A 23973-nucleotide genomic window follows, 5' to 3' on the forward strand; every position below is an offset into this window, starting at 1 on the left:
TCAAGCTCACGGCTTGATGATCTCCTCTTCGCGCCCCGCCTTGTCCCATGACGAGGAGGCACGCATCAAACGATCCAGATCGCGCTTGGCCTGCGATGCGTTCTTTGCATCGAGCCGGGCCGGAAAACGCAGCATCCAATGGCCCATGGGATCGATCAGATACAGATGGTCCGACAGCTTCTGCCCTGGCGCGGGCTTCAGCCAGGCGGCCAGCGTGGCATCGTCGGCACGCAGCACGGTGGCCTGCTTGAGTCCCGGCGCGATGTCGGCGGGGATGTCCGCCTTGTCGCTGACCAGCCAGACCCAGTCCATGCGCTCCTTCTCCTTGCCCAGGCTCTCCCGCAGTTGACGCTGCAGGTACAGGTTGGAGCGGCAGGCGTCGTCGCATGCCGCGGGCGCCACGCTGACCAGCAGCCACTGGCCCTTGAGCTCCTCGAGCGGCCGTGCCGCGCCGTCCAGTGAGGTGACCACCGCCTGCGCCGGCATGGCCTGCTGCGGCTGGATCAGTTCACCAAAGTTGCGGCGCCCATCGGGACGGATCACGTAGTAGGTGAAATACGACGCAATCACCGGAGCCGCGCAGACCAGCAGCACGGACAGCATCTTCCAGCGCCCCGTGCGCATCTGGCGGGTCTCGGCCTCGGCCATGGCCTCGCCGGCGCGCGGCATGCTATGCACCGTGAATGCGAGAGGGCTCTCGGCCACGGCCTCAGGCGGACGGCTGGCGGCGTGGGCGAAGGAAGCGTCGGATGAGTTGGAACCAGACATAGAGTATTGCCACCAGGCTGCAAAGCCCGAACCATTGGAATGCGTAGCCGTAATGCTTGTCGACACCGGCATCGACAGCCGGCCAGTCGCGCAGCATGCCATCGTCGGTGTCGCCCGCCGTCTGTACCACTGAAAGCGGCAGGATCGGCAGGCCTGTCTCGGCCCCATAGGTGGCCAGATCGAGATTCTGCCGGATGCGGGAAGCCCTTGCGTCGTTTCCGGATGTGTCGAACTCGTACAGGCGTGCCGGACGCGCGGCCACGCGACCGAGGATCCGTACCTCGTCGGCAGCCGTGCGCACCTGAGGAATCTTGGTGCGATCCTCGAAATTGCGGGGCACCCAGCCGCGCTGCACCATCACCACCGCCCCTGAGGCGTCGTTCAGCCGCAGTGGCGTCATCACGAAGAAGCCCTGGCGGCCGTTCATCTGGCGGTTGTCGAGATAGATCGTTCCATCGGGCACCCAATGCCCCGCCAGCCGAACCTGGCGGTGCAGCAGCGGATCCACCTGCGCGTCGTCCAGCGGCCCGGACAGGGCCTGCAGCCCGGCAAGAAACTGCCCTGCTTCGAGCGGCGGCTCGTGCATGCGGCGATCCATGGCCTGCTGCAGGGCCTCTTTCTGCGCAGCCCGCGAGAGCTGCCAGCGGCCGAGTGACGCCGTCACCGCCATGGTGGCGAGGGCCGCCATGGTGATGATCCAGAAACGCCATCCAAAGGCCCGCAAGCTGTTCGTATTCACGTAATATCACTCTCCATGAAATCACTCCTGGTCGCTCTCGCCTTCCTGGCCATTCTCGCCAGCCTGGGCACCGCGCTGTTCTTCATGATGCGCGGCAAGGGAGACGACCGCTCACGCGGCAAGCGCATGGCGTGGGCATTGACCGCACGGGTCGCATTCTCCATTGCACTGTTCCTGTGCGTGCTGCTGGCCTGGAAGCTCGGCTACATCCAGCCGACGGGCCTGCCCGTTCGCTGACGCCCCTGGCGCACCACCGCCCCGCAACCGCGCTCGTTCTTGCCCGGGCTCCTGCCGGGGCCTTCATCCGTCCAACAGGCTGGTGGAGCGGACACAGGGCATTTTCATCATTTTGTCTCCGGCTCTTGCACTGCTATGGCGGCGGGATCTTGATTCCGCCTATCGCCAAAGTATACATATTTGCCAATAGCAAAAAGAAATTCTGATTGACGATAACCTCTAGATTGACAAACGTCTATTCACGCTCTTAGACGTTGCAGAGGTGCACCTATCGCTGAACTACTATTCGATCAAAAATCGAATAAACGATATATAAACCTTCATTTTTCCATATTCAATCACTCTTCCAAGATTTATTTATGAAATATAAATAAGAGCATATAGATGCATCTTGAATAATCCTCCAGAACAAATATCTCAGTAGATATTTTTCATTTTTTTGAATTTCCAAGATTAGATACATTGGCGCATCCGTATTCGCATTTTGGCTAATCGAATGCGGACATCAGCGTCATGAAGTTGATCGGTCCTAGAAACTCCAGTTTCAACTTTGCTGAGGTGACCGGCCTGCTGGCCGGTCATTTTTTTTGTCCCTGTTCTTGTCCGTGCGCCTCAGCCCTTGAAAGCCCCACCATGGAATGCATGCCCGAGAACGCGAAGGTATTGGCGCGCTGGATCAGTGCCGGACACGCAGCGCCCGCCCCCCAGTCGGTCCGCCTGCTGCTCCATGACTACCTGGGCAAGCTGCCTCGCCAGGGCCATGGCCTGGATGCGTCGCGCATCCCCCACTCCATGCTCTACCTGCCGCGCAACGGCATTGATCGGGGGACGGTCGACTGGTTCCGCTCCACGCCACTGGGGCGGTGCGAGAAGGTGCTGCTGTTCCTGGGCATCCACATGCCGTGCGTGGCCTGCACTCCGACCTTCGCCATACGCAACCTGCAACTGCCCGAGTCCCACCGCTTCAGGCGCCTGCAGATCGTCGGAGCCCGGCACGACCCCACCCGCCCGATCGAACCGCTGACCCAGCACTTTGGCGAGTACGACGGCTGGGACGCCATCTGGACGACACTCTGATCCGCTGCCGCCCCCAACGAAAAAGCGCCTCACAAGGAGGCGCTTTTTCGTTGGGAAAGAACCCTGGACTACATCCAGTACACCAGGATGTACAGGCCCAGCCACACCACGTCCACGAAGTGCCAGTACCAGGCGGCACCTTCGAAGCCGAAATGCTTCTCGGCGGTGAAGTCGCCCTTCATCAGGCGCAGCGTGATGAAGAACAGCATCAGCATGCCCACGAACACGTGGAAGCCGTGGAAGCCGGTCAGCAGGTAGAACGTGGAGCCGTAGATGCCCGAATTGAGCTTCAGGTTCAGTTCAGAATACAGGTGGTGGTACTCATAGCCCTGCACGAACAGGAAGATCAGGCCCAGGATCACGGTCATCCACATGAAGTTGATGCACTTGCTGCGATGGTTCTCACGCAGCGCGTGGTGGGCAATCGTCAAGGTCACGCCCGAGGTCAGCAGCAGGGCCGTGTTGATGGTGGGCAACCAGAAGGGACCCACGGTCTGGAACGGCTCGACGAGGCCGGCAGGCGCTGCCGTCACGCCGGCGGCGACGCTGGGCCAGACGGCCTTGAAGTCGGGCCACAGCAGGGCATTGTCCAGGCTGCCAAGCGCCGGCACCGAGTGCGAGCGGCCCCACCACAGCGCGGTGAAGAAGGCACCGAAGAACATCACCTCTGAGAAGATGAACCAGCTCATGCTCCAGCGATACGACAGGTCGATGCGGGTGCTGTACAGACCACCCTCGCTTTCGCGGCGTGCATCACCGAACCACTGCCAGAGTACGAACAGCCACCAGATGAGGCCGATGGCAAGCGAATACATGCCCCACTCATGGCCGTTGATCCACTGGCTCGCGCCCAGGATCACCAGAAACAAACCGATCGCCGCCATGACCGGATGACGCGAATCGGCCGGTACGTAGTAGTAAGGCGTGCTGCCGTGGGTTGTTGCACTCATTTCAGCTCCTGAATCTCTCAAATCTCTGTTATCGGTTTGTGTTGCCGCGAAACGCGAGCTTCGCTTGTCGTCTCGTGTTGTCTCGTGTTGTCTCTTGTTCAGACTATCCAGTTCACCAGCACTATCAGCCCGACCACCAGAAGCACCAGCGCCACCAGCCCCACCACGATGATGTGGATGGGATTGAGCTTCTCGATGTCCTTCTGGTACTCGGCTCCCTTTCGCAGGCCGATCATCGACCATGCCACCGCGCGCACGGTGCGCAGCAGCGATCCCTTGCGCTCGAGCGGCGAATCGCCCTGGCCCCTGCCCTGCTCCTTGTGCTCTTCATCCTGCATCGCAACTGCTTCCTTGCTCGTCATCACGATTGCCCTCCCGCTGCGGGTGCAGTGACTGCTGCAGGCTGCTGCAGCGCAGCCGTGGATTCAGGCGCCGGAGGCGTCTTGCCGCCCACCTCGAAGAAGGTATAGGACAGGGTGATGGTGGTGACGTCCTTGGACAGGCGCGGGTCGATCACGAACGTGACCGGCCACTCGCGCTTCTCGCCCGCTTCCAGCGTGTACTGGTTGAAGCAGAAGCACTCGAGCTTGTTGAAGAAGGCGGTCGCCTGGCGTGGTGCATAGCTCGGGATGGCCTGCGCGGCCATCCTGTGGTTCTGCACGTTCTGGAACTCGTACATCACCGTGGCGAGCTCGCCCGGATGCACCTTGAGCGAGCTCTTGGCGGGCTTGAACTGCCATGGCCCGCGCGCATTCGCGTCGAACTCGACGGTGATGGTGCGGCTGTAGTCGACCTGCGAGTTCGAGGGCACGCGAACGTCCTTGCCGGCGGCACCGTTGCCCGGCACCTGGCGCTCGGAGAGCGAAAGGATGTTGATGCCCGTGACTTCGCAGATGTGCTTGTAGATGGGAATGAGCACATAGCCGAACGCGAACATGCCGACAGTGATGACTGCCAGCTTGCCGACCATCTTGATGTTTTCGCGTTGGGTGCTCATGTCACGTCGTCCCGCTCAATGCAACCAGGCCATCTTCACCATGAAGCCGATGAAGAAGGCGACGGCCACCGACAGCAGGATCCATCCCAGCCGGGCATTCGCTTTCTTCTGATCGGGTGTTGCCATGGTGTCGAAGTTTCCTGAAATTGCCGCCTGCGATCAGCCGATCACGCGGGTTGCGGTGGCGTCCAGCTTGGGTGGGTTCTCGAAGGTGTGGAACGGTGCCGGCGAGGGAACTTCCCACTCCAGGCCTTCCGCGGCTTCCCATGGCTTCGCAGCGGCCTTCTCGCCCTTGCCGCGCATGCCCGGCACCACGACGAACAGGAAGAAGTACACCTGCATGAGGCCGAAGCCGAACGCGCCGATCGACGCGAGCATGTTGAAGTCGGCGAACTGCATCGGGTAGTCGGCATAGCGGCGTGGCATGCCGGCAAGACCCAGGAAGTGCATCGGGAAGAAGGTGACGTTGAAGGTGATCAGCGAGCCCCAGAAGTGGATGCGGCCACGCGTTTCGGAGTACATCACGCCGGTCCACTTGGGGGCCCAGTAGTAGTAGCCCGCGAACATCGAGAACAGCGAACCTGCCACCAGCACGTAGTGGAAGTGGGCCACCACGTAGTAGGTGTCCTGCAGCTGGATGTCGATCGGGGCCATCGACAGGATCAGGCCGGTGAAGCCGCCCATCGTGAACACGAAGATGAAGCCCACGCTGAACAGCATCGGGGTCTCGAAGGTCATCGAGCCGCGCCACATCGTCGCCACCCAGTTGAAGATCTTCACGGCCGTGGGCACGGAGATCAGCATGGTCGCGTACATGAAGAACAGCTGGCCGGTAACTGGCATGCCGGTGGTGAACATGTGGTGCGCCCACACGATGAACGACAGGATCGCGATGGAGGCGGTCGCATACACCATCGATGCATAGCCGAACAGCTTCTTGCGGCTGAAGGCCGGCACGATCTGGCTCACGATGCCGAACGCCGGCAAGATCATGATGTACACCTCGGGGTGGCCGAAGAACCAGAAGATGTGCTGGTACATCACCGGGTCGCCGCCGCCGGCGGGATTGAAGAAGCTGGTGCCGAAGTGACGGTCGGTCAGCGTCATGGTGATGGCGCCTGCCAGCACGGGCATCACGGCGATCAGCAGGTAGGCGGTGATCAGCCAGGTCCAGCAGAACATCGGCATCTTCATCAGCGTCATGCCGGGAGCGCGCATGTTCAGGATGGTCACGATGATGTTGATCGCGCCCATGATGGACGAGGCACCCATGATGTGCATGGCAAAGATGCCGGCATCCATCGACGGGCCCATCTGCAGGGTCAGCGGTGCATACAGCGTCCAGCCTGCGGCGGGTGCGCCGCCGGGCATGAAGAACGAACCGACCAGCATGATGGCCGCGGGGATCAGCAGCCAGAAGCTGAAGTTGTTCATGCGGGCGAAGGCCATGTCGGATGCGCCGATCTGCAGCGGAATCATCCAGTTGGCGAAGCCCACGAAGGCCGGCATGATGGCGCCGAACACCATGATCAGGCCGTGCATGGTGGTGAGCTGGTTGAACAGCTCGGGATTGACCAGCTGCAAGCCGGGCTCGAACAGCTCGGCGCGGATCAGCAGCGCCAGTATGCCGCCCACCATGAGCATGGTGAACGAGAACAGCAGGTACAGCGTCCCGATGTCCTTGTGGTTCGTGGCGAACACCCAGCGACGCCAGCCGTGCGGCGCGCCATGGTGGTGGTCGTCATGTCCGTGATCGTGACCGCCTGCATGACCGTGGTTGTCCAGTACTGCGCTCATTTCTTATCTCCAATCGATCTTCTGTGCTGGACTCGTCATTGCGCGGCGACGACGTCGACGCGGCGCGCCTGACGATCGCCACCGGCCCCTGCGGTCACCGTTTCGGGCTTGCGCAGCTCGATGCGGTCTGCTGCCACGCCATGGTCCGTGAGCACCTTGGCGACGGCCTGGGCGCGCTTCTTGGCGAGCTCGGCATTCACGTCGGCGCTGCCGGTCGAATCGACGAAACCGGACAGGGCGATCTTGCCATCCTTGTGCGCATTCCAGTAGTCGGCTGCACGCTTGGCTTCGGCCTGGGCCTCGGGGCCCAGTTCGCTCTTGCCGGTCTCAAAGAAGATCTGGAACGGGCCGTTGGCCTGTGCCGTGGCGTCGGCGCTGGCCGGTGCCGCAGCCGCAGGGGCTGCAGGAGCCGCTGCTGCCGCCGGGGCGGCTGCGGCACCGCCGCCTTCAGGGAACTTGCCACCGCGTGCGGCAACGAATTCGGCAGGCTGGACCAGCTGGCCGGTCTTGTTGCCCCAGTGGTTCTTGGCAAAGGTGACCACGGCTGCCAGGTCGGTATCGCTCAGCTGCTTCCATGCGGGCATCGCGCCATTCGCACGGCCTTCCAGCACGGCGTGCATCATGTCGGCGGTCGGGCCCAGCACCACGGGGCTGCCATCCAGCGCCTTGATCGGACCGGCACCCTTGCCGTTGGCCTGGTGGCAGGCCGCGCAGTTGGCAGCGTAGACCTTTTCGCCACGGGCCACCAGGTCGGTCAGCGTCCAGACCTTGTTCGGGTCATCCTGCTTGGCCGCAGCCTTCTTCTTCTCGCCATCCACCCACTTGGTGTAGTCCTCCGCGGACAGCACCTTCACGTGGATCGGCATGTAGGCGTGCTCCTTGCCGCAGAGCTCGGCGCACTGGCCGTAGTAGTCGCCCACTTTTTCCGCACGGAACCAGGTGTCGCGCACGAAGCCGGGGATCGCGTCCTGCTTGATGCCGAAGGCCGGCACCATGAACGAGTGGATCACGTCCTGAGCGGTGGTGATCACGCGCACCTTCTTGTTGACCGGCACGACCAGCGGGTTGTCCACCTTGAGCAGGTAGTCGTTGGGCGCCTGGCTCACGTCGCCGCTGTTGGACATCTGGCGCTGCGCCGTATCGAGCGTGGAGATGAAGCCCAGGCCTTCCCCCTCGCCGGAGATGTAGTCGTAGCCCCACTTCCACTGGTAGCCGGTGGCCTTGATCGTGAGATCCGCGTTGGTGGTGTCCTTCTGGGCCACCAGCACCTTGGTGGCCGGCAGAGCCATCAGGATCACGATGATGAAGGGGATGATGGTCCACACCACCTCGACGGTGACGGACTCATGGAAATTCGCGGCCTTGGCGCCCCGGGATTTGCGATGCTTCCAGATGGAATAGAACATCACGGCGAACACGCCGATGAAAATCACTGTACAGATGATCAACATCATCCAGTGAAGGAAATGCTGCTCTTCAGCAATGCGCGTGACTGGTGGCGCAAGATTGAGCTGTTTGACTGCCGGACCACCGGGAAGATCCTGAACCGCGTGGGCTGCTGTGCCCATCCACGTCCCGGCCACCAGCAGCATAGAAGCCAGCTTTTTGGAAATGCTCTTCATAGTTCTCACTTACTTCTAAGCCTCAATTTGACCAATCCCTTGCTGCGCCCTCGTGGGTCAAGCACCAGCAAAGCCATGCGAATTCCACTTCACCGGAGCGCCGGCCGACCACGCCCGCAAGGGTGCCGCCCGCCAGCAGTCCGCAGTCCACATGAACCCGGTTTCCATCAAATCCAGGCTGTTATCCATCAGCCTGTTGTCTCCGCAATCCATCGCGAGGGTCAATCGACTACCCGATTAGTTTGTCCCGCTTGAAACCATCCAAATGACAGGAGCATGCCGACCCGCCAAAACTCATGCAATCCGCATTAGTCCCGAGACGATTCGACACGACCGAAAATGGATCTTGACTCCCGTCAAGATATGCGAGGCGGAGCGCCAAGATCGGCCCGCTCGCAAAAAGTTCCGAATTCGCAATCACCAAGAATTGTAGCGTGCATTGACGAAAATCATTGACGCGCCGCCAAGCAATCTCAATATTGCAGAGTCACTGACGGCCTTTACGCAACATCGTGCGCATGTCATCGAGCGTCACCGCGCTCTGCGCCTCCACCTTGACCCGGGGCTGGGGCTTGAAGGCGTGGCCGTAGATGATCTCGAAGGTGATCGCCAGCTGCCCGCCCTGCTCCGGGCCCGCCAGGCGTGCCGCAAGTGCTTGCTCCAGCCGTGCCTTGAAGCCGCGCCCGCGCAGGGCCCCAAAGCGCTGCGGGTGCAGGTTGCGGCCCAGGCCGCGCAGTTCCTCGAGCAGGCGGGCGGCCGAGGCGAAGGTGAGCGTGATGCGCTCCATGTCCATCACCGGTTCGGCGAATCCGGCATGAACCAGCATGTCGCCCCAATCGTGCATGTCGGTCATCGAATGGCCCGGCACCGGCCAGCCCTGTTCCGCGTAGACCGCATGGATCTCGCGCACCGTGTCCGGGCCGAGACAGGAAAACATCACATAGCCGCCGACGGCCAGCGAACGATGCCACTGCTCGATCAAGGCTTGAGGATTCGCAGCGGAGTGCAGCGCCATGTTGGACCAGAGCATCTGCACACTGGCATCCTCGGGGATGCCGAACCGCTGCGCGGGCCCCGACCAGCGGCCAAGGGTCCACCAGGGTTTGCCGAGCAGCTCCTGCACGCGCTCGCGCCCCTGGGCGGACGAGGTTTCGTTGATCTGGCAGGCGGCCTGCGCGAACTGCTGCTGCACCAGCGCATGGCCCTCGATGCCTCCCCGCAGCGGATCCCAGTCGCACCAGTTGGCGGGTTTCTCGCGCATCCACTGGAGCCGCTCCTGCATGCGCCGCGCGATCTCCTCGTGCAGCCAGGGGGAGGCGTCCGCAGCGCGCGCATGCCAGCGCTGCGCGGCGGTCGGGTCGATGGTGGGAGGCAATTGTTCTGACATGGAGAGTGCAGGATTGTAGGGAGATCATGCAAATCACGAGCACGAGAGGGATTTCGGCGCGGCTCCCGGTGGCCGCCGCCTCGGTTACAGCCGCCGCATCGGCCATTGCCAACCTCTGGCACCGGCTTCCGAGCCAATGCGCCGTGTGCCGCGCGTGGCCAGCCTCACGCATCTGCGAGCGCTGCGTTGCGCGCTTCGCCTTTCGGCGCCATCGTTGCCTCACCTGCGCGATGGCCCTGCCACCGGACATCGCGCAATGCGGCGAGTGCCTGCTTCACCCTCCCGCGCTCGACGCCTGCACGGCGGCCCTCGACTATGCCTACCCCTGGTCCGACGCGATCACCGCGTTCAAGTTCGCGGGCGATCCCGGCTGGAGCGGTACGCTCGCGCGCCTCATGCTCCGGGCGCCGCGGGCCGCCAGCCTCCGGCAGCATGCCGAACTGGTGCTGCCGGTGCCCTTGTCGCGCGAACGCCTGGCCGAGCGGGGCTTCAATCAGGCGCTGCTGCTTGCGCGGCATCTTGCGCTGCCGGGAACGCTGCATTCCCGCCTGCTCCAGAGGGTGCGGCACCCCTCCGCGCAGAGCAGGCTTGGCCGCAGGGAACGCCTGCGCAACCTGCAGGGCGCGTTCGCCGTCGAGCCTCGCATGGCGCATCGGCTGGCCGGCCGTGATGTGCTGCTGATCGACGACGTGATGACCACCGGCGCGACGCTGCAGGCCGCCGCGCTTGCGCTGCGCGGTGCCGGCGCACGCTCCGTGAGCGCCTGGGTGCTGGCGCGCACCGCCTGACGGCTCGACACGGGCCGGGCAGAACCGCATGACAATACGGGCCATGCTGCATATCGTCCTCGTCGAACCCGAAATTCCGCCCAACACCGGCAACGTCATCCGCCTGGCCGCCAACACGGGCTGCACGCTGCATCTGGTGGAGCCCCTCGGCTTTTCGATGGAGGATCGCTACATGCGCCGCGCCGGCCTCGACTACCATGAGTACGCCGAGGTTCGTCGCCATGCCGGCTGGACGGCCCTGCTGCGTGACGAAACGCCGGACTTCTCGCGCATGTTCGCAATGACCACGCGCGGCAGCCAGTCGGTGTTCGACACCCTTTTCCAGCCGGGCGACTGGCTGATCTTCGGCTCCGAGTCGCGCGGATTGCCGCCCGAACTGCGCGATTCGTTCCCGAACGAGCAGCGCCTGCGCCTGCCCATGCTGCCCGACCAGCGCAGCCTCAACCTGTCCAATGCCGTGGCAGTGACGGTGTTCGAGGCCTGGCGTCAGAACGGATTCCCGCAGCCCGGCTCGGCCCAGGCGGCCCGCTGACCTCCTTCAAGGACGCTGCACGTGCAGAGCGCCCAGCATGGCGGTGTGCACCGAATTGCGCGTGCGCTGGGTGAGATAGTCCAGAAACGCCTGGGTGCGTGCCGGAAGGAACTTGCGGCTCGGCAGCGCCGCGTACAGCGTGAGTTGTGCCGTGGTCCAGGGCGCCAGCACCCGCACCAGCTTGCCGCTGTTGAGATAGGGTGCTGCCAGCTCCATGGGCTGCGCCGTGATGCCAGCCCCGTCGAGCACGGCCCGCAACAGCGTATCGACATAATTGATCTGGCAGACCGGGCGCACGGGCACCTCCACCGTCAGCCCATCCGCCTCGGGATTGGTCAGCAGCACGACGCCGCTGCGCCGGTCCGGGTGCTTGAACTGCAGGCAGTCGTGGTGCTGCAGTTCGTCGGGTGTCTTCGGCGTTCCATGCTCCTTCAGGTACTCGGGTGACGCGCACAGCACGCCCACCGTGGTGATGATCGGCCGCGCGATCATGTTGCCGTTGAAGTCCGACGGTGCGCTCAGCAGCCGGATGTCATAGTCGCTCACCGAGCCCACGCCCCCGGCCTCGACGGAAATATCGAAGGTCACGCGCGGATGCAGGCGGCGGAATCCAGCGATCGCGGGTGCCAGCAGATGCGAGGCCAGCAGCGGCGCGGCCGTGATGCGCAACACGCCCGCGACCTCCATGGTGTGGGCCTGGGCCACCGCGCGCGCATCCTCCACGTCGCTCAGGATGTGCCGCACCCGTGCGAGATAGGCCTCGCCAGCCTCGGTCAGCGACACCTTGCGCGTGGTGCGCTGCAGCAGCCGCGCACCGACATCGCTCTCGAGCTCGGACACATAGCGGGTCACCCCCGCCGGCGACATGTCCAGCACGCGCGCGGCGGCGGCAAAACCACCCTCATCGACCACCGCCTGAAAAACGTGCATTGCCTGGAGTTTGTCCATTTGCCGCCACCACTTTGGGAAAGTTCCCCAATATTATTTCAATTTCTAAAACAATGAATTGCTTATCAGAGGCTTTTTTCAGTTTGATGACACGAATACAGTTGACCCATCGATGCACGGTATCCCCGCACACCGAATGACGGAAGCAGATGGACGATCAATCCGATCACCCTGCCCGCCAAACGAAATGAACAAACCGATCGTTGAGTTGAAAGGAAAGAAGACCATGAAGAACATTCTGAACACCACTGTTGCCGTTGCCGTCCTCGCCCTGGGTGCCGTGAGCGCCCAGGCCCAGGTCCAGAGCGCCGAAGCCGGTTACGCCACCGACATCGTCAACGCCCAGAGCTCGATGTCCCGCCAGCAAGTGAGCAACGCCTTCCTGGCCGCCCGCAAGGATGGCTCCCTGCCCCTGGCCGGTGGCGACAGCTATGTCGACACAAGCGCCCGCAGCCAGTCGACGGCGACCCGCAGCGATGTGCAGCGCCAGGCTGCCGCCGCAGCCCATGGCGGCGTTGCAGTCTTCGGTGAAGGCTCCGTGCAGTAATACCCTTGCGTGGCCTGCGGGCCACGACGGTATAGAACGACCCATTGAAAGCCGCTCGCCCATGGCGAGGCGGCTTTTTTTGTATCTTCGTGGAATAACGGGGTGTACTGAAAACGAGAGTGGTTGCTTACTCGTCTATCCAGCGGCAGATCCCCGCCCACTGCTCCAGGTCACGGGACACCCTGCCCGGCGTCACATCGAACAGGCTGAGCCCGTGCGCGGCCAGGTGCACATAGTTCTGCGTATCGCGCAGGTAGCCCAGCACCGGCAGGCGCAGGCCCTCGATGAATTCCGCCAATTGCCCCGAGGACAGCGTGCGACCATCGACCCGCATGCCCACGATGCCCACCTGCACCCCGCTCGCGTGCTTGTGCTGCGCCAGCTCCGCGAGGAACGCCTGTGTCGCGAAGATGTCGAACACGCTTGCCTGCAGCGGCACGATCACCTTGTCGGCAACCTTGAGTACTTCCTTGAAGAGTTTTCCATGCAACCCCGCGGGGGTATCGAGCACGGCATGCACGGCGTCGGCCGGAGGACGCTCGAAGTCGTCGGCCGACGTCTTCCACAGGCCGATGGAGCGTGCCGCCTCGGGCCGCTGGCTCAGCCACAGCCGCGACGACTGCTGGCGATCCACATCGCCCAGCACCACGCGTTCGCCGCGGCGCGCGAGGTAGCCTGCCACATTGGTGGAGAGCGTGGACTTACCGACCCCGCCCTTGGGATTCGCGACTGCAACTACCGCCATGCCTGACTCCTTTGCACATCATTCGTCCACCGGGCTCAGGCGTGCTGGCCTCCGCGCTTGACGAAGAAGAGCCCCGTGCCCACCAGCATCAGCAATCCGCCGAAGACGCGGTTCTGGTTGCGCATCGCGCGCTGGCTGCGCATCCAGCGGCGCAGCGCACTGGCGCTGGCAGCATAGCCGGTCATCACGATCATGTCGACGAAGATCAGGGTCACCGCCATCACCAGGAGCTGCATCCACAGCGGGCGCGCATCCGTCATGAACTGCGGCAGCACCGCCACCATAAAGACAATGCCCTTGGGGTTGGTGGCATTGGTGAGCATGCCGGTGAAGATGCGGCGGCGCAGGCTCATGGGCGCCACCTGCTCGCCGGCCTCCATGGGGCTGCCCGCTCCGGAGCGCCACTGCATGAAGCCCAAGTAGATCAGGTAGCAGGCACCCAGCACCTTGACCACGTTGAACGCGACTTCCGAGGCGATCAGCAGCGAGCCCACGCCCGCACCCGCGACCACCAGAATGAACAGCAGGCCGATCTCGAGCCCGATGATCGTGCCCTCGGTCTTGCGCACGCCGTAGGACAGCCCGTGGCTCATGCACAGCACGGCGCCGGAACCGGGAGAAATGGCAATCAGCCAGGAGGCAATGAAAAACGCGACCCAGGTATGCCATTCCATGCTGAAACTCCCGCCCGATCCGGCCAAAAATGAAGATCCGCAAATTCTAGTCAGTGGCAGGTGCCCGTGCTGCCGCGCCCCGCATGCCGGAGCGCGGGCGAGGTCAATAACGAAAAATTACAAATACACCGGAGCCCGATGGGCGCGGCTTTTCCGCAAATTGCTATCGTCTGGCGAACCCGATCCGCACAACACAACATCCATACGGCGCTTCATCCATGTCCAACGCCCCCGCCTGGCTCACCTACGGCTTCACCTACCTGGCCGCGGCCGTCATAGCCGTTCCCATCGCACGCGCGCTGGGACTGGGTGCCATCATCGGCTATCTTGCGGCCGGCATCGCGATCGGCCCGTGGGGCCTGCGCCTGATCAGCAATGTGCAGGACATCCTGCATTTCGCCGAATTCGGCGTGGTGCTGATGCTGTTCCTCGTGGGGCTGGAACTGCAGCCAAGCAGGCTGTGGAACCTGCGCCGCCCGATCTTCGGACTGGGCTCCGCGCAGATGGTGCTGTGCGCGGGACTGCTGTGGCTGGCCGCATGGGCCATGGGGCTGCCGTGGCGCGTGGGCCTCGTGGGCGCACTGGGGCTGGCGCTCTCCTCCACGGCAATCGCGCTGCAGTCGCTCGAGGAGCGCAACCTGATGCGCACCGACGGGGGCCAGAAGGCCTTCTCCATCCTGCTGTTCCAGGACGTTGCCGCGATCCCCATTCTTGCCCTGCTGCCGCTGCTGGGCGCCGGCGCCATTGCGGGCGGAGCGGGACTCACGCATGACCCCGGGCACGTGGCCTTCGAGGTGGCCAAGATCATCGGCGTGGTTGGCGCCATCGTGCTCGGCGGCCGCCTTCTGCTGCGCCCGCTGCTGCGCTGGATCGCCAAGAGCAACACGCCGGAGATCTTCACCGCGGCATCGCTGTTCCTCGTGGTGGGCATCGCCATGCTGATGCTCACCGTGGGCCTGTCGATGGCGCTCGGCGCCTTCCTTGCCGGCGTGCTGCTGGCCGACAGCGAATACCGCCGCGAGCTCGAAACCGACATCGAACCCTTCAAGGGCCTGCTGCTCGGCCTGTTCTTCATCGCCGTCGGCATGAGCATCGACTTCGGCGTCCTGCTGCAGTCGCCCTGGATGATGCTGGGCCTGCTCGTGGGCTTTCTCGTCATCAAGGCCGTTGCCATCTATGCGCTGGCCAAGATCACCCGGATGCCTTACCAGGAACGCCCGGTCTTCACGCTGTTGCTGGCGCAGGGCGGCGAATTCGCCTTCGTGGTCTTCCAGAGCGGCGCATCGTTCAACGCCATTCCCGCCGAGACGGCATCCATGCTGATCGGCGCAGTGGCGCTGTCGATGTTGCTCAGTCCCCTGTTGCTGGTGGCCATGGACAGGCTGCTGCTCAAGCGCTTCGCCACGCTCAAGACCGTGCCGTCGGACGTGAAGGAGATCGACGAGCCGCAATCCGCGCCGGTGATCATCGCGGGCTTCGGGCGCTACGGCCAGATCGTGGCGCGCATGATGCTTGCGCAGGGCATTCCGGCCACCGTGCTCGATCATGACGTCGAGATGCTCGAGGTGGCGCACACCTTCGGCTACCGCGTGTTCTATGGCGATGCCACGCGCGTAAACCTGCTGCGTATTGCCGGCGCGGAGCACGCACGCACCATCGTGATCGCGGTCGACCAGCCCGAGCAGTCCAACAAGATCGTGCAGATCGTGAACAAGCACTTCCCGCACCTGAACGTGGTCGCACGGGCGCGCGATGTGACGCACTGGAACCAGCTGCGAGACCTGGGCGTGAAGTATGTCGAGCGCGAGCTCTTCGAGTCCAGCCTGCTGAGCGGGCGCACGGTGATGGAACTCGAGGGCCTTCCGGCGAGCGAGGCCGAGTATGTGACCCGGCGCTTTCGCGACCACAACATCGAGCTCGCCAACCTCATGTATGGGCACCACCACGATCGCGCCAAGATGATCGACGTGGCCAAGCAGGGCCGGGCCCAGTTGGTCGAGCAGATGGCCAAGGAACGCCAGGAGCGCAAGAAGCGCGAGGCCGCGCTGGCGGAGGAACTGGCGCAACGCGCAGCGCCCGGCGGGGCAGAGGGTGTAGAGGGCGAAAAGGGCGTAGTGGGCCAAGAAGGCGCCGTGGCCGATACGCCCCGCTGACCCCCTGCGTCGGATCACCCCGGACCACTCCGGGGCGGCTTCAACGGAACATCAATCCGCGGTGGCCCCGGAAGCCTTCACCACCTTGGCCCACTTGTCGGATTCCGACTGGATGAACGCGGCGAACTGCTCGGGCGTCTCGCTCACCACCTCACCGCCCTGCTCCTTGATCTTGGTACGCACTTCCGGCGACGCAAGCGACTTCGCGAGTGCTGCGGACAGCTTGTCGACCACGGGCTTGGGCGTTCCGGCCACCGTGAACATGCCGAACCACGAAGTGGCCTCATAGCCAGGCACGCCGGCCTCGGCGATGGTCGGCACATCCGGCAGCTCCGGCGAGCGCTTGGCGGTCGTCACCGCGATCGGGCGCAGCTTGCCCGCGCGCACATGGTTGATCGCCGACGGCATGTTGTCGAACATGATGGCGATCTGGTTGCCCAGCAGATCGGTCACGGCAGGCGCGCTGCCCTTGTAGGGAACGTGGACCATGTCGGTCTTGGTCATCATCTTGAACAGCTCGCCCGACAGGTGGATGGAACTGCCGCTGCCCGACGAACCGAAGTTCACCTGGCCCGGATGTGCCTTGGCATAGGCGATCAGCTCGGGCACCGTGCGGAACGGCTGGTTGGGGTTGGCTACCAGCAGGTTGGGCACGTTCGCCACGCGCGACAGGGGCTGGAAGTCCTTCACGGGGTTGAACGGCATCTTCTTGTAGAGCGCCGCATTGATCGCATGCGTTCCCACCGTGCCCATGAACAGCGTGTAGCCATCCGCCGGGGCACGCGCGGCCAGGGCACCACCGATGTTGCCACCCGCGCCGGCGCGGTTGTCCACCACGACCGACTGCCCGAGCTGCCGGGTGAGGTCCTGCGCGATCACGCGCGCCAGGATGTCGGTCGTTCCGCCTGCGGAGAACGGCACGATGATCGTGATGACCTTGCTCGGATAGTTGTCCGCGGCGGATGCGGCAAACGGCATTGCGCATGCAGCGGCAGCCAGCGTGGCGAGAACGGAGCGTCGCTTGGGGTTGAACATCAGGGCCATGGTGTCTTGTTTCCTCGAATCGTGAAGGGGATGGATGTGTCCGGGCGGGCCCGCGCCTCATGAGCGCGGGCCGTCGCGTCCTGAAGGCGCGGTGGCTTATTCCTGGACGATGGAAGAGGGGTGGTTCGCCAGCGGCTTCACCTTGATTTCCATGTACGGGAACAGCGGCAGGTTGTTCAGCATCGTGTGCAGCTCGTCGTTGCTCGCAACGTCGAAGATGCTCACGTTCGAGTACTCGCCCACCACGCGCCAGAGGTGGCGCCACTTGCCCTCCTTCTGCAGCTGCTGCGAGTAGGCCTTCTCGCGGGCCTTGATTTCGGCAGCTACTTCTGCGGGCATCGTGTGGGGAATCTTCACCACCATTTCAACCATGTACAGCATGAAATTTCTCCTTCAAAGAAAAACAAAGATAAGACGACTCAGAAATGCGGCCACGCGACGATGGCCACGATGTAGATCGCGCCGACGACGAACATCGACACCACCGTGTAGCCCATGATGTCCTTGAGCTTCAGGCGGGACAGGGCAAGCGCGGGAAGGATCCAGAACGGCTGCACCAGATCGTTCCAGGCGTTGCCCAGCATCACCGACATCGCGGTCGGCGCCATCTGCGCGCCCATGGTGTTGGCGGCATCGATCATGAACGGGCCCTGCACCACCCAGTGGCCGCCGCCTGACGGGGCGAAGAAGTTGATGAAGAACGAGCTCACCAGGCCCCAGAAGGGCAGCGTGTCCGGCGAGGAGATGTTCACGAACGCATGGGCGATGGTCTCGACCAGGCCGGACGCCGCCATGATGGCCATGATGCCCGCATAGAACGGGAACTGCAGGATGATGCCGCCGATGGTCTTCACGCCTTCGTTGAGCTTCTCCACATAGTTCAGCGGCGTGCCCAGCAGCAGGATGCCCAGGAACAGGATGAAGAAGTTGATCAGGTTCAGGTCCATCGTGCCGTTGTTCACGAAGTGCAGCACCACGTAGGCCATGCCCACGATGCCGATCAGCAGGCTCAGCAGGCGGCTGTGGTTGAGCTTGTGAGCAAACGTGTTCTCGTCGCCGAGCAGGCTCTCGCCGACGGCCTTCTTCGGCGCATTGTCGTCAAGCGACGGATCGATCTCGACCACTGTCTCGCCCGCCTTCGGGTGCATGGCCGCATTCAGCAGCGGCAGCACGATCAGCACGGCCAGGGAGGTCAGCAGCATGGGCGTGGAGAAGATGGTCTCGGTCAGCGGGATCAGGCCCATCTTCGACTCGAACGCATGGCCCTTGGTGGAGATCAGCACCGGGATCGTGGCCGAGAAGCCCAGGCCATACATGGTGAAGCCGCTGTAGGCGGAGGCGATGATCAGCGGATAGTGCACGCCCTTGACGCGGCGCGCGAGCTTCTTGGCCACGATGCCGCCGATCATCAGGCCGAAGCCCCAGTTCAGGTAGCTGCCGATGCAGCCCACCAGAGTTGCCACGATGATGGCCTTGCGCGGGCTGTGCACGCGATCGACCACGCTGTTGAGCAGGCGATCGACCAGCGGCGCCGAGGCCAGCACATAGCCCATGGCGAGGATCACCGCCATCTGCGTGGTGAAGGCGAGCAGGCTCCAGAAGCCCTTGCCCCAGTCCATCGTGGTGGCCGTGGGCAGGCGCCCCTCGACCACGATGGCGAGCACCATGGTGAGCAGCGTGAGAAGGATGGCGAAGACGAACGGATCGGGCAGGTAGCGCCGCATCAGTTCGGTGAAGAATGCTGTGATTTTGGACATCTTGGATAAGCTTGGTTCTGTGGCGGGCAAGGCTTCGCCCTGCCTTCCTCCGCGGCGCGCGCCGGGTGGCGTCTGCGCGTCGCGGGAAGGCCAGCTGGCCCTGCCGCCTGTGGTGTTCCTGGTTGCTCGAAAAACGGGGCTGGTTCGGGGCGCGTCTACGCGCTCATACGCCGGCCACCCCCACGGTCATGCCGCCGCAGACGTAGAGCACCTGGCCCGTGACGAAGCCGCTGCGCGCATCGAGCAGGTACGACACGGCATGCGCCACGTCATCGGGCGTGCCCACGCGCTTGACCGGCACCGCGTTGATGATGGCCTGTGTGCGCGGCGCATCCGGCGGATTGGCCCTGTCGAACAGCTCCGTCCGGATGGGGCCGGGACCGATCGCGTTGGCCGTGATGCCGAACTTGCCGAGCTCCAGCGCCCACACGCGGGTCATGCCGATGAGGCCCGCCTTGGTCGCGGAATAGGCCGTACGCAGGTCCTTGCCCAGCGCGGCACGCGAGGACATGTTGACGATGCGCCCGAAGCCCGCCTCCTTCATGCCGGGCAACAGCGCCTGCATGCACTGCAGCGAGCAGCGCAGGTTGAGCGCATAGGCCAGGTCGAACTGCTCGAGCGTCTGGGCCTCGGCCTCGGCCGGGACCACGACACCGACGTTGTTCACGAGGCGCGTGATGGGGCCGCCCTCCAGGGCCTTGGCCAGCGCGCGCGCGGTGGCGGAGACATTGGAGAGGTCGGCTTCGATGCCACCGGGGACATGATCGACGACACGGTCGATCACGATGGGCTCGAAGCCATCGGCACGGCAGCGCTCCGCGGTGGCCGCACCGATGCCGGCGCCGCCGCCGGTGATGAGCACGCGCTCGCGATGGGATGAAACGGTCATGAAAAGAAATCTCCTGAAGGAATGACACGGCCTGCAGAACAGGCCCGTACGTCACAGATAGCAGCGACCATCCACATAGGCCTTGCGCCAGCGGGTGAGCGTCACGCGGTCGAAGAGGCCGGCCGCATGGAACGGGTCCGCCTCGATGAAGCGCTGGGCCTCCTCGCGCGTGTCGAGCGCCACCACATACAGGCCGCCGCCAAGATCCGCGCCGTCGTCGGCCAGCTTGGCACCGCATGCATGCAGCAGGTGCTTGTTGCGCTCCAGATATTCCAGGTGCGCGGCGCGGGTGGCCTTGCGCAGATGCTGGTGATCCGGCTTGTCGAAGGTTTCAATGATGTAGGGCACCGCTTTGTCTCCTGCTGCCCGCCGCATTGGCGCCGGCGGGCTCATACATGCCGGACAAGGGGGAGCGCCGGTGACTCTTTGCAGCCCTGCGGCGAAGCAGGGCCGATGACTGGGTTCAGCTCATCACACCGTTGCGACGGGCGTGAGCGGGGATGCGATCGCCCCGGGCAGGTTGAGTGGCGGAGCCGTCAGCAGAAAGCGATTGCGTCCGTGCTCGCGCAGCCAGGCGGCAAGCGGCGTCAGATGCCACAGCTCGCCGAGATGCACGCCCAGCTTGAACAGGCAGTGCTCGTGCAGCGGCAGCGCCGCGCAGCAGGCGGGGCCCTGCCTTGCTGGAAAGCCTTCGACCGCATAGTTGTCCGCGGCAATGGCGGCGAGCTGGCTGTCGGTGATCCAGTTGAGCAGCTTGGCGTCGCGGCCGTCGAGCACCGCGCAGGCGGCGCCGAGCACGGCCGGATCGGGTTGCTTTCTCATGTCGAGCACGCGCTGCGCAAAGCCGGTGTGCAGGCAGACGATGTCGCCCACCTCGACGGCCACGTGGTCGGACTCCATCACGCGCATCAGCGTGTCGTAGCCGACGACCACGCGCTCGTCACCCAGGTGGGCACGCAGGTCGATCATCACGCCGCGGCCCTGCACGCCGGTCGAGGCCATGGCCTCGATGCCCAGCGGTCCCGCGGACGAGGTGCTCCTGGCGGCTCCGGGCGCGGCGGGCACGCCGCAGTCGCTCACGTCGGTGGGCCCGACCACTTCGCGCCCAGCGCGAAAGCCGTTGTAGTACACCGCCTCCGGCAGGCCGTCGCCATTCGCGTCGAACATGCCGCCGGCATGTGCCAGGCCATCCCACTGCGTCGAGTACTGCAGGTGCAGGATCGCGAGGTCGTCGGACAGCACGTCGGTGCGGCCCTCTTCCAGGTCGCCCAGCAGGCAGTTGAAATTGACCAGACCCTTGCGCAGCAGCGGGCGCAGCACGGGCGGATTGCGGTTCGGGTTCAGCGCGTTGCCGCCCGGATAGTCGAGCGGCAGGCTGAGCGCGAAGCTCAGGCCTTGCTTCACTTCTGCCGCGCCCTGCCGCACCTTCTCGGCGGTGAGCAGGTTCAGGCGGCCGAGCTGGTCATCCACGCCGAAGTCACCCCAGGTCGAGCCCTCGGGACGCTGCTTCCAGCGCGGGTTGCCCCTTGCTGCCTCTGCCCTACGATCCGTCATGTCCGCCACCTTGCACTTCGATCCACGGAGTCATCACGCACGCAGGAACCGGCCGAGCGCGTCATCGAATGCCTGTGGCGCCTCGAGGTTCGACAGATGCGATGCGGGCACTTCGGCGAGCGTCGCGCCGGGAATGTGCTCCTGCATGAACCGGCCATCGGCCACCGTGGTGACGGGATCGGCACTGCCCGCGACGATCAGCGTGCGCACGGCCATGCCGGCGATCCGGTCACGCACATCCGCCCCCGCCAATGCATCGCAGCAGCCCGCATACCCTTGCGGGTCCACGCCCGCAATCCATGACTGCGCACGCGCCACCACCTGCGGCTGCGCCGCGATGAATGCCTCGGTGAACCAGCGCGAGGGCGAGGAGTCCGCGAGTTCCTTCATCGCGGCCACGCCCTTCTCGCGCACCATGGCGGAACGCGTGTTCCAGCCTTCGGCCGTGCCGATCTTGGCGGCGCTGTTGCACACGGCAATGCTGTGCATGCGCGATGCAGCATTCAGGCCCAGCCAGAGGCCGGTGAACCCGCCCATCGAGATGCCGCAGAAATGTGCACGTGCGATATCGAGCGCATCCAGGATCGCCACCACGTCCGATCCCAGCAGATCGAAGCTGTAGGCTCCGGGCGAGACGACGCTGCCACCGTGGCCGCGCGTGTCATAGCGCACGACACGGAAGTCCCTGGAGAACTTCGCTGCCTGGGCGTCCCACATCTCCAGCGTGGTTCCCAGCGAATTGGAGAACACCAGCGCAGGGGCATCGTGCGGACCATCCACACGAACACGGAGGTTGCCGCCTTGCACGGCGATGAATTGTTCGTTGCTCACTTTTCTTCAAACCTTTTCCAGAATCACCGCAATGCCCTGGCCCACGCCGATGCACATCGTGCACAGCGCGTAGCGGCCGCCCAGCGTGTGCAGCTGGTTCACGGCCGTCGTCGCAAGACGGGCCCCCGATGCGCCAAGCGGGTGGCCCAGGGCGATCGCGCCGCCCCACTGGTTCACGCGCCTGTCGTCGTCGGCGAGCCCCAAGTCGCGCAGCACGGCAAGGCCTTGCGCCGCAAAGGCTTCGTTCAGCTCGATCACGTCCATCTGCTCCAGCGTGAGTCCGGTGAGCTGCAGCACCTTGCGCACGGCAGGCGCCGGGCCGAAGCCCATGATGCGCGGCGCCACGCCCGCGGTGGCCATGCCGACCACACGGGCCTTGGGAGTCAGGCCGAACTGCCGGGCCGTGCCTTCGTCGGCCAGAAGCAGTGCGCAGGCGCCGTCGTTCACACCCGACGCGTTGCCCGCGGTCACCGTGCCGTCGGGCCGCACCACGCCCTTGAGCTTGGCGAGCGCCTCGAGCGTGGTGCCACGCGGATGCTCGTCCTGCGCAACGACGACGGGATCACCCTTCTTCTGTGCCAGCGACACCGGGACGATCTCCTTCGCAAGGTAGCCTGCTGCGATTGCCGCGGCGGCCTTCTGCTGCGAAGCCAGCGCCATGCGATCCTGCGCCTCGCGCTCGATCTTGAAGTCGTCGGCCACGTTCTCCGCCGTCTCGGGCATGGAGTCCACACCGTACTGCTGCTTCATGAGCTTGTTGATGAAGCGCCAGCCGATCGTCGTGTCGTACACCGCGTTGCTGCGGCTGAACGCGCTTTCGGCCTTGGGCATGACGAACGGTGCGCGGCTCATGCTTTCCACGCCACCGGCGATCATCAGCGTGGCCTCGCCCGCCTTGATGGCGCGCGCCGCGGAACCCACGGCGTCCAGCCCCGAGCCGCACAGGCGATTGATGGTGGCGCCCGGCACATCGACGGGCAGGCCCGCGAGCAGCGAGGACATGTGCGCGACGTTGCGGTTGTCCTCGCCCGCCTGGTTCGCGCAGCCGTACAGCACGTCGGTGACCGCCTTCCAGTCCACGTTCGGATTGCGCTCCATGAGGGCCTTGATCGGCAGTGCGCCGAGGTCATCGGTGCGCACGCCCGACAGCGCGCCGCCGTAGCGGCCGAACGGTGTGCGGATGGCGTCGCAGATGAATGCTTGTTGCGTGGTCATGTCCTGATGTCTCCGTTGCGATGGATGGATACGAAAGAATGGATGAATATGAACTCGCCGGGGAAGCGCGGTTCAGGCTGCCTTGACGGGCAGGCCCACGAGCTGCTCGAGCTCCGCATGCGTGAGGCCGTCGACCAGGTCGATCACCTGCAGGCCGTCCGCCGTGCAGGCAAGGGTCGCCACGTCGGTGTAGATGCGCTTGACGCAGCCGATTCCGGTGAGCGGATAGCTGCACTGCAGCACGATCTTGCTCTCGCCCTTCTTGGTGAGCAAGTCCATCATCACCCAGGTCTGCTTGGCGCCGATGGCCAGGTCCATGGCACCGCCAACGGCGGGAATCGCGCCCGGCTCGCCCGTGCTCCAGTTGGCCAGGTCGCCGGTGGCCGACACCTGGAAGGCCCCCAGCACGCAGATGTCGAGATGACCTCCGCGCATCATCGAGAAGCTGTCGGCGTGATGGAAGAACGCGCCACCCGCAAGCAACGTCACCGGCTGCTTGCCGGCATTGATCAGGTCGTAGTCCTCCTGTCCGGCGGCTGGCGCCGGTCCCATGCCGATGATGCCGTTCTCGCTTTGCAGGATGACTTCGCGGCCTTCGGGAATGTGGTTGGCCACGGTGGTCGGCATGCCGATGCCCAGGTTCACGTAGGCGCCGTCGTGAATGTCCTGCGCCACGCGGCGGGCCAGTTCGTCCTTGGTACGTTTGGTGTAGTTGCTCACGA

General features: G+C 64.4%; 27 protein-coding genes. 6 read left to right on the top strand and 21 right to left on the bottom strand.

What is annotated here, in order from left to right:
* Positions 1–6 precede the first annotated feature (6 nt).
* Complete coding sequence (locus H9K76_RS18900) at positions 7–768, bottom strand: SCO family protein (RefSeq protein WP_187596840.1); 762 nt, start codon at positions 766–768, stop codon at positions 7–9.
* Positions 710–1507 (bottom strand): SURF1 family protein, encoded by a 798-nt coding sequence (locus H9K76_RS18905; RefSeq protein ID WP_246475157.1) that lies wholly within the window; start codon positions 1505–1507, stop codon positions 710–712. The genes H9K76_RS18900 and H9K76_RS18905 overlap by 59 nt, the downstream gene beginning before the upstream one ends.
* 15 nt (positions 1508–1522) lie before the next feature.
* On the opposite strand from H9K76_RS18905, the gene H9K76_RS18910 reads away from it, so the two are divergent.
* Together H9K76_RS18910 and H9K76_RS18915 are read left to right on the top strand one after the other, a co-directional pair.
* Positions 1523–1744, top strand: coding sequence for a twin transmembrane helix small protein (locus tag H9K76_RS18910; protein WP_187596841.1), 222 nt, complete (start codon positions 1523–1525; stop codon positions 1742–1744).
* Positions 1745–2386: 642 nt separating this feature from the next.
* Positions 2387–2821: a hypothetical protein gene (locus tag H9K76_RS18915; RefSeq protein WP_187596842.1), complete on the top strand. Its 435-nt coding sequence runs from the start codon at positions 2387–2389 to the stop codon at positions 2819–2821.
* Between the two features lie 68 nt (positions 2822–2889).
* Here the strand turns inward: H9K76_RS18915 and H9K76_RS18920 are convergent, their stop codons facing one another.
* The 7 genes from H9K76_RS18920 to H9K76_RS18945 all read right to left on the bottom strand — a co-directional run bounded on the left by H9K76_RS18920 (position 2890) and on the right by H9K76_RS18945 (position 9574).
* Positions 2890–3771: a cytochrome c oxidase subunit 3 gene (locus H9K76_RS18920; RefSeq protein WP_187596843.1), complete on the bottom strand. Its 882-nt coding sequence runs from the start codon at positions 3769–3771 to the stop codon at positions 2890–2892.
* Positions 3772–3869: 98 nt separating this feature from the next.
* Positions 3870–4109 (bottom strand): DUF2970 domain-containing protein, encoded by a 240-nt coding sequence (locus H9K76_RS18925; RefSeq protein WP_187600737.1) that lies wholly within the window; start codon positions 4107–4109, stop codon positions 3870–3872.
* Between the two features lie 23 nt (positions 4110–4132).
* Positions 4133–4768 (bottom strand): cytochrome c oxidase assembly protein, encoded by a 636-nt coding sequence (locus H9K76_RS18930; RefSeq protein ID WP_187596844.1) that lies wholly within the window; start codon positions 4766–4768, stop codon positions 4133–4135.
* Positions 4769–4783: 15 nt separating this feature from the next.
* Positions 4784–4894, bottom strand: coding sequence for a cytochrome oxidase small assembly protein (locus H9K76_RS23335; RefSeq protein ID WP_223196259.1), 111 nt, complete (start codon positions 4892–4894; stop codon positions 4784–4786).
* A 33-nt stretch (positions 4895–4927) separates the two neighbouring features.
* Complete coding sequence (gene ctaD, locus H9K76_RS18935; protein WP_187596845.1) at positions 4928–6565, bottom strand: cytochrome c oxidase subunit I; 1638 nt, start codon at positions 6563–6565, stop codon at positions 4928–4930.
* A gap of 35 nt (positions 6566–6600) precedes the next feature.
* On the bottom strand, positions 6601–8187 hold the full coding sequence (coxB, locus tag H9K76_RS18940) for a cytochrome c oxidase subunit II (protein WP_187596846.1): 1587 nt from the start codon (positions 8185–8187) through the stop codon (positions 6601–6603).
* A gap of 487 nt (positions 8188–8674) precedes the next feature.
* Positions 8675–9574, bottom strand: a complete 900-nt coding sequence (locus tag H9K76_RS18945; RefSeq protein ID WP_187596847.1) for a class I SAM-dependent methyltransferase — start codon at positions 9572–9574, stop codon at positions 8675–8677.
* Between the two features lie 26 nt (positions 9575–9600).
* On the opposite strand from H9K76_RS18945, the gene H9K76_RS18950 reads away from it, so the two are divergent.
* Both H9K76_RS18950 and trmL read left to right on the top strand, forming a co-directional pair.
* Entirely contained in the window at positions 9601–10362 is a 762-nt protein-coding gene (locus tag H9K76_RS18950; RefSeq protein WP_187596848.1) for a ComF family protein, read from the top strand.
* A 43-nt stretch (positions 10363–10405) separates the two neighbouring features.
* Positions 10406–10894, top strand: a complete 489-nt coding sequence (trmL, locus tag H9K76_RS18955; protein WP_187600738.1) for a tRNA (uridine(34)/cytosine(34)/5-carboxymethylaminomethyluridine(34)-2'-O)-methyltransferase TrmL — start codon at positions 10406–10408, stop codon at positions 10892–10894.
* Between the two features lie 6 nt (positions 10895–10900).
* On the opposite strand, the gene H9K76_RS18960 is transcribed toward trmL, so the two are convergent.
* Positions 10901–11842, bottom strand: a complete 942-nt coding sequence (locus tag H9K76_RS18960; RefSeq protein WP_187596849.1) for a LysR family transcriptional regulator — start codon at positions 11840–11842, stop codon at positions 10901–10903.
* Positions 11843–12068: 226 nt separating this feature from the next.
* On the opposite strand from H9K76_RS18960, the gene H9K76_RS18965 reads away from it, so the two are divergent.
* Positions 12069–12389: a hypothetical protein gene (locus H9K76_RS18965; RefSeq protein ID WP_187596850.1), complete on the top strand. Its 321-nt coding sequence runs from the start codon at positions 12069–12071 to the stop codon at positions 12387–12389.
* 127 nt (positions 12390–12516) lie between these two features.
* Here the strand turns inward: H9K76_RS18965 and H9K76_RS18970 are convergent, their stop codons facing one another.
* Positions 12517–13134 (bottom strand): ParA family protein, encoded by a 618-nt coding sequence (locus H9K76_RS18970; RefSeq protein WP_187596851.1) that lies wholly within the window; start codon positions 13132–13134, stop codon positions 12517–12519.
* A gap of 35 nt (positions 13135–13169) precedes the next feature.
* Positions 13170–13808 (bottom strand): LysE family transporter, encoded by a 639-nt coding sequence (locus tag H9K76_RS18975; protein ID WP_187596852.1) that lies wholly within the window; start codon positions 13806–13808, stop codon positions 13170–13172.
* A gap of 218 nt (positions 13809–14026) precedes the next feature.
* Between H9K76_RS18975 and kefC the strand changes: the two genes are divergently transcribed.
* Positions 14027–15961, top strand: coding sequence for a glutathione-regulated potassium-efflux system protein KefC (gene kefC / locus H9K76_RS18980; RefSeq protein ID WP_187596853.1), 1935 nt, complete (start codon positions 14027–14029; stop codon positions 15959–15961).
* A 51-nt stretch (positions 15962–16012) separates the two neighbouring features.
* Here the strand turns inward: kefC and H9K76_RS18985 are convergent, their stop codons facing one another.
* The 9 genes from H9K76_RS18985 to H9K76_RS19025 form a co-directional block, all read right to left on the bottom strand.
* Positions 16013–17005: a Bug family tripartite tricarboxylate transporter substrate binding protein gene (locus H9K76_RS18985; protein WP_187596854.1), complete on the bottom strand. Its 993-nt coding sequence runs from the start codon at positions 17003–17005 to the stop codon at positions 16013–16015.
* Positions 17006–17101: 96 nt separating this feature from the next.
* Entirely contained in the window at positions 17102–17386 is a 285-nt protein-coding gene (gene catC / locus H9K76_RS18990; protein WP_187596855.1) for a muconolactone Delta-isomerase, read from the bottom strand.
* 38 nt (positions 17387–17424) lie between these two features.
* On the bottom strand, positions 17425–18762 hold the full coding sequence (locus H9K76_RS18995) for a short-chain fatty acid transporter (protein ID WP_187596856.1): 1338 nt from the start codon (positions 18760–18762) through the stop codon (positions 17425–17427).
* A 163-nt stretch (positions 18763–18925) separates the two neighbouring features.
* A complete protein-coding gene (locus H9K76_RS19000) occupies positions 18926–19651 on the bottom strand; it encodes an SDR family oxidoreductase (RefSeq protein WP_187596857.1) in 726 nt (241 codons plus the stop codon).
* A 51-nt stretch (positions 19652–19702) separates the two neighbouring features.
* Positions 19703–19999 (bottom strand): YciI family protein, encoded by a 297-nt coding sequence (locus H9K76_RS19005; protein ID WP_187596858.1) that lies wholly within the window; start codon positions 19997–19999, stop codon positions 19703–19705.
* Between the two features lie 123 nt (positions 20000–20122).
* Entirely contained in the window at positions 20123–21205 is a 1083-nt protein-coding gene (locus H9K76_RS19010) for a cyclase family protein (protein WP_187596859.1), read from the bottom strand.
* A 33-nt stretch (positions 21206–21238) separates the two neighbouring features.
* Entirely contained in the window at positions 21239–22036 is a 798-nt protein-coding gene (gene pcaD, locus H9K76_RS19015; protein ID WP_187596860.1) for a 3-oxoadipate enol-lactonase, read from the bottom strand.
* A 6-nt stretch (positions 22037–22042) separates the two neighbouring features.
* Positions 22043–23251, bottom strand: a complete 1209-nt coding sequence (gene pcaF, locus H9K76_RS19020) for a 3-oxoadipyl-CoA thiolase (protein ID WP_187596861.1) — start codon at positions 23249–23251, stop codon at positions 22043–22045.
* 72 nt (positions 23252–23323) lie between these two features.
* The gene (locus H9K76_RS19025) at positions 23324–23971 is read right to left on the bottom strand and encodes a 3-oxoacid CoA-transferase subunit B (protein WP_187596862.1); all 648 of its coding nucleotides are present in this window, start codon (positions 23969–23971) and stop codon (positions 23324–23326) included.
* Positions 23972–23973 lie beyond the last annotated feature (2 nt).

This window comes from Diaphorobacter ruginosibacter, from assembly GCF_014395975.1.
GTDB lineage: Bacteria > Pseudomonadota > Gammaproteobacteria > Burkholderiales > Burkholderiaceae_C > Diaphorobacter_A > Diaphorobacter_A ruginosibacter.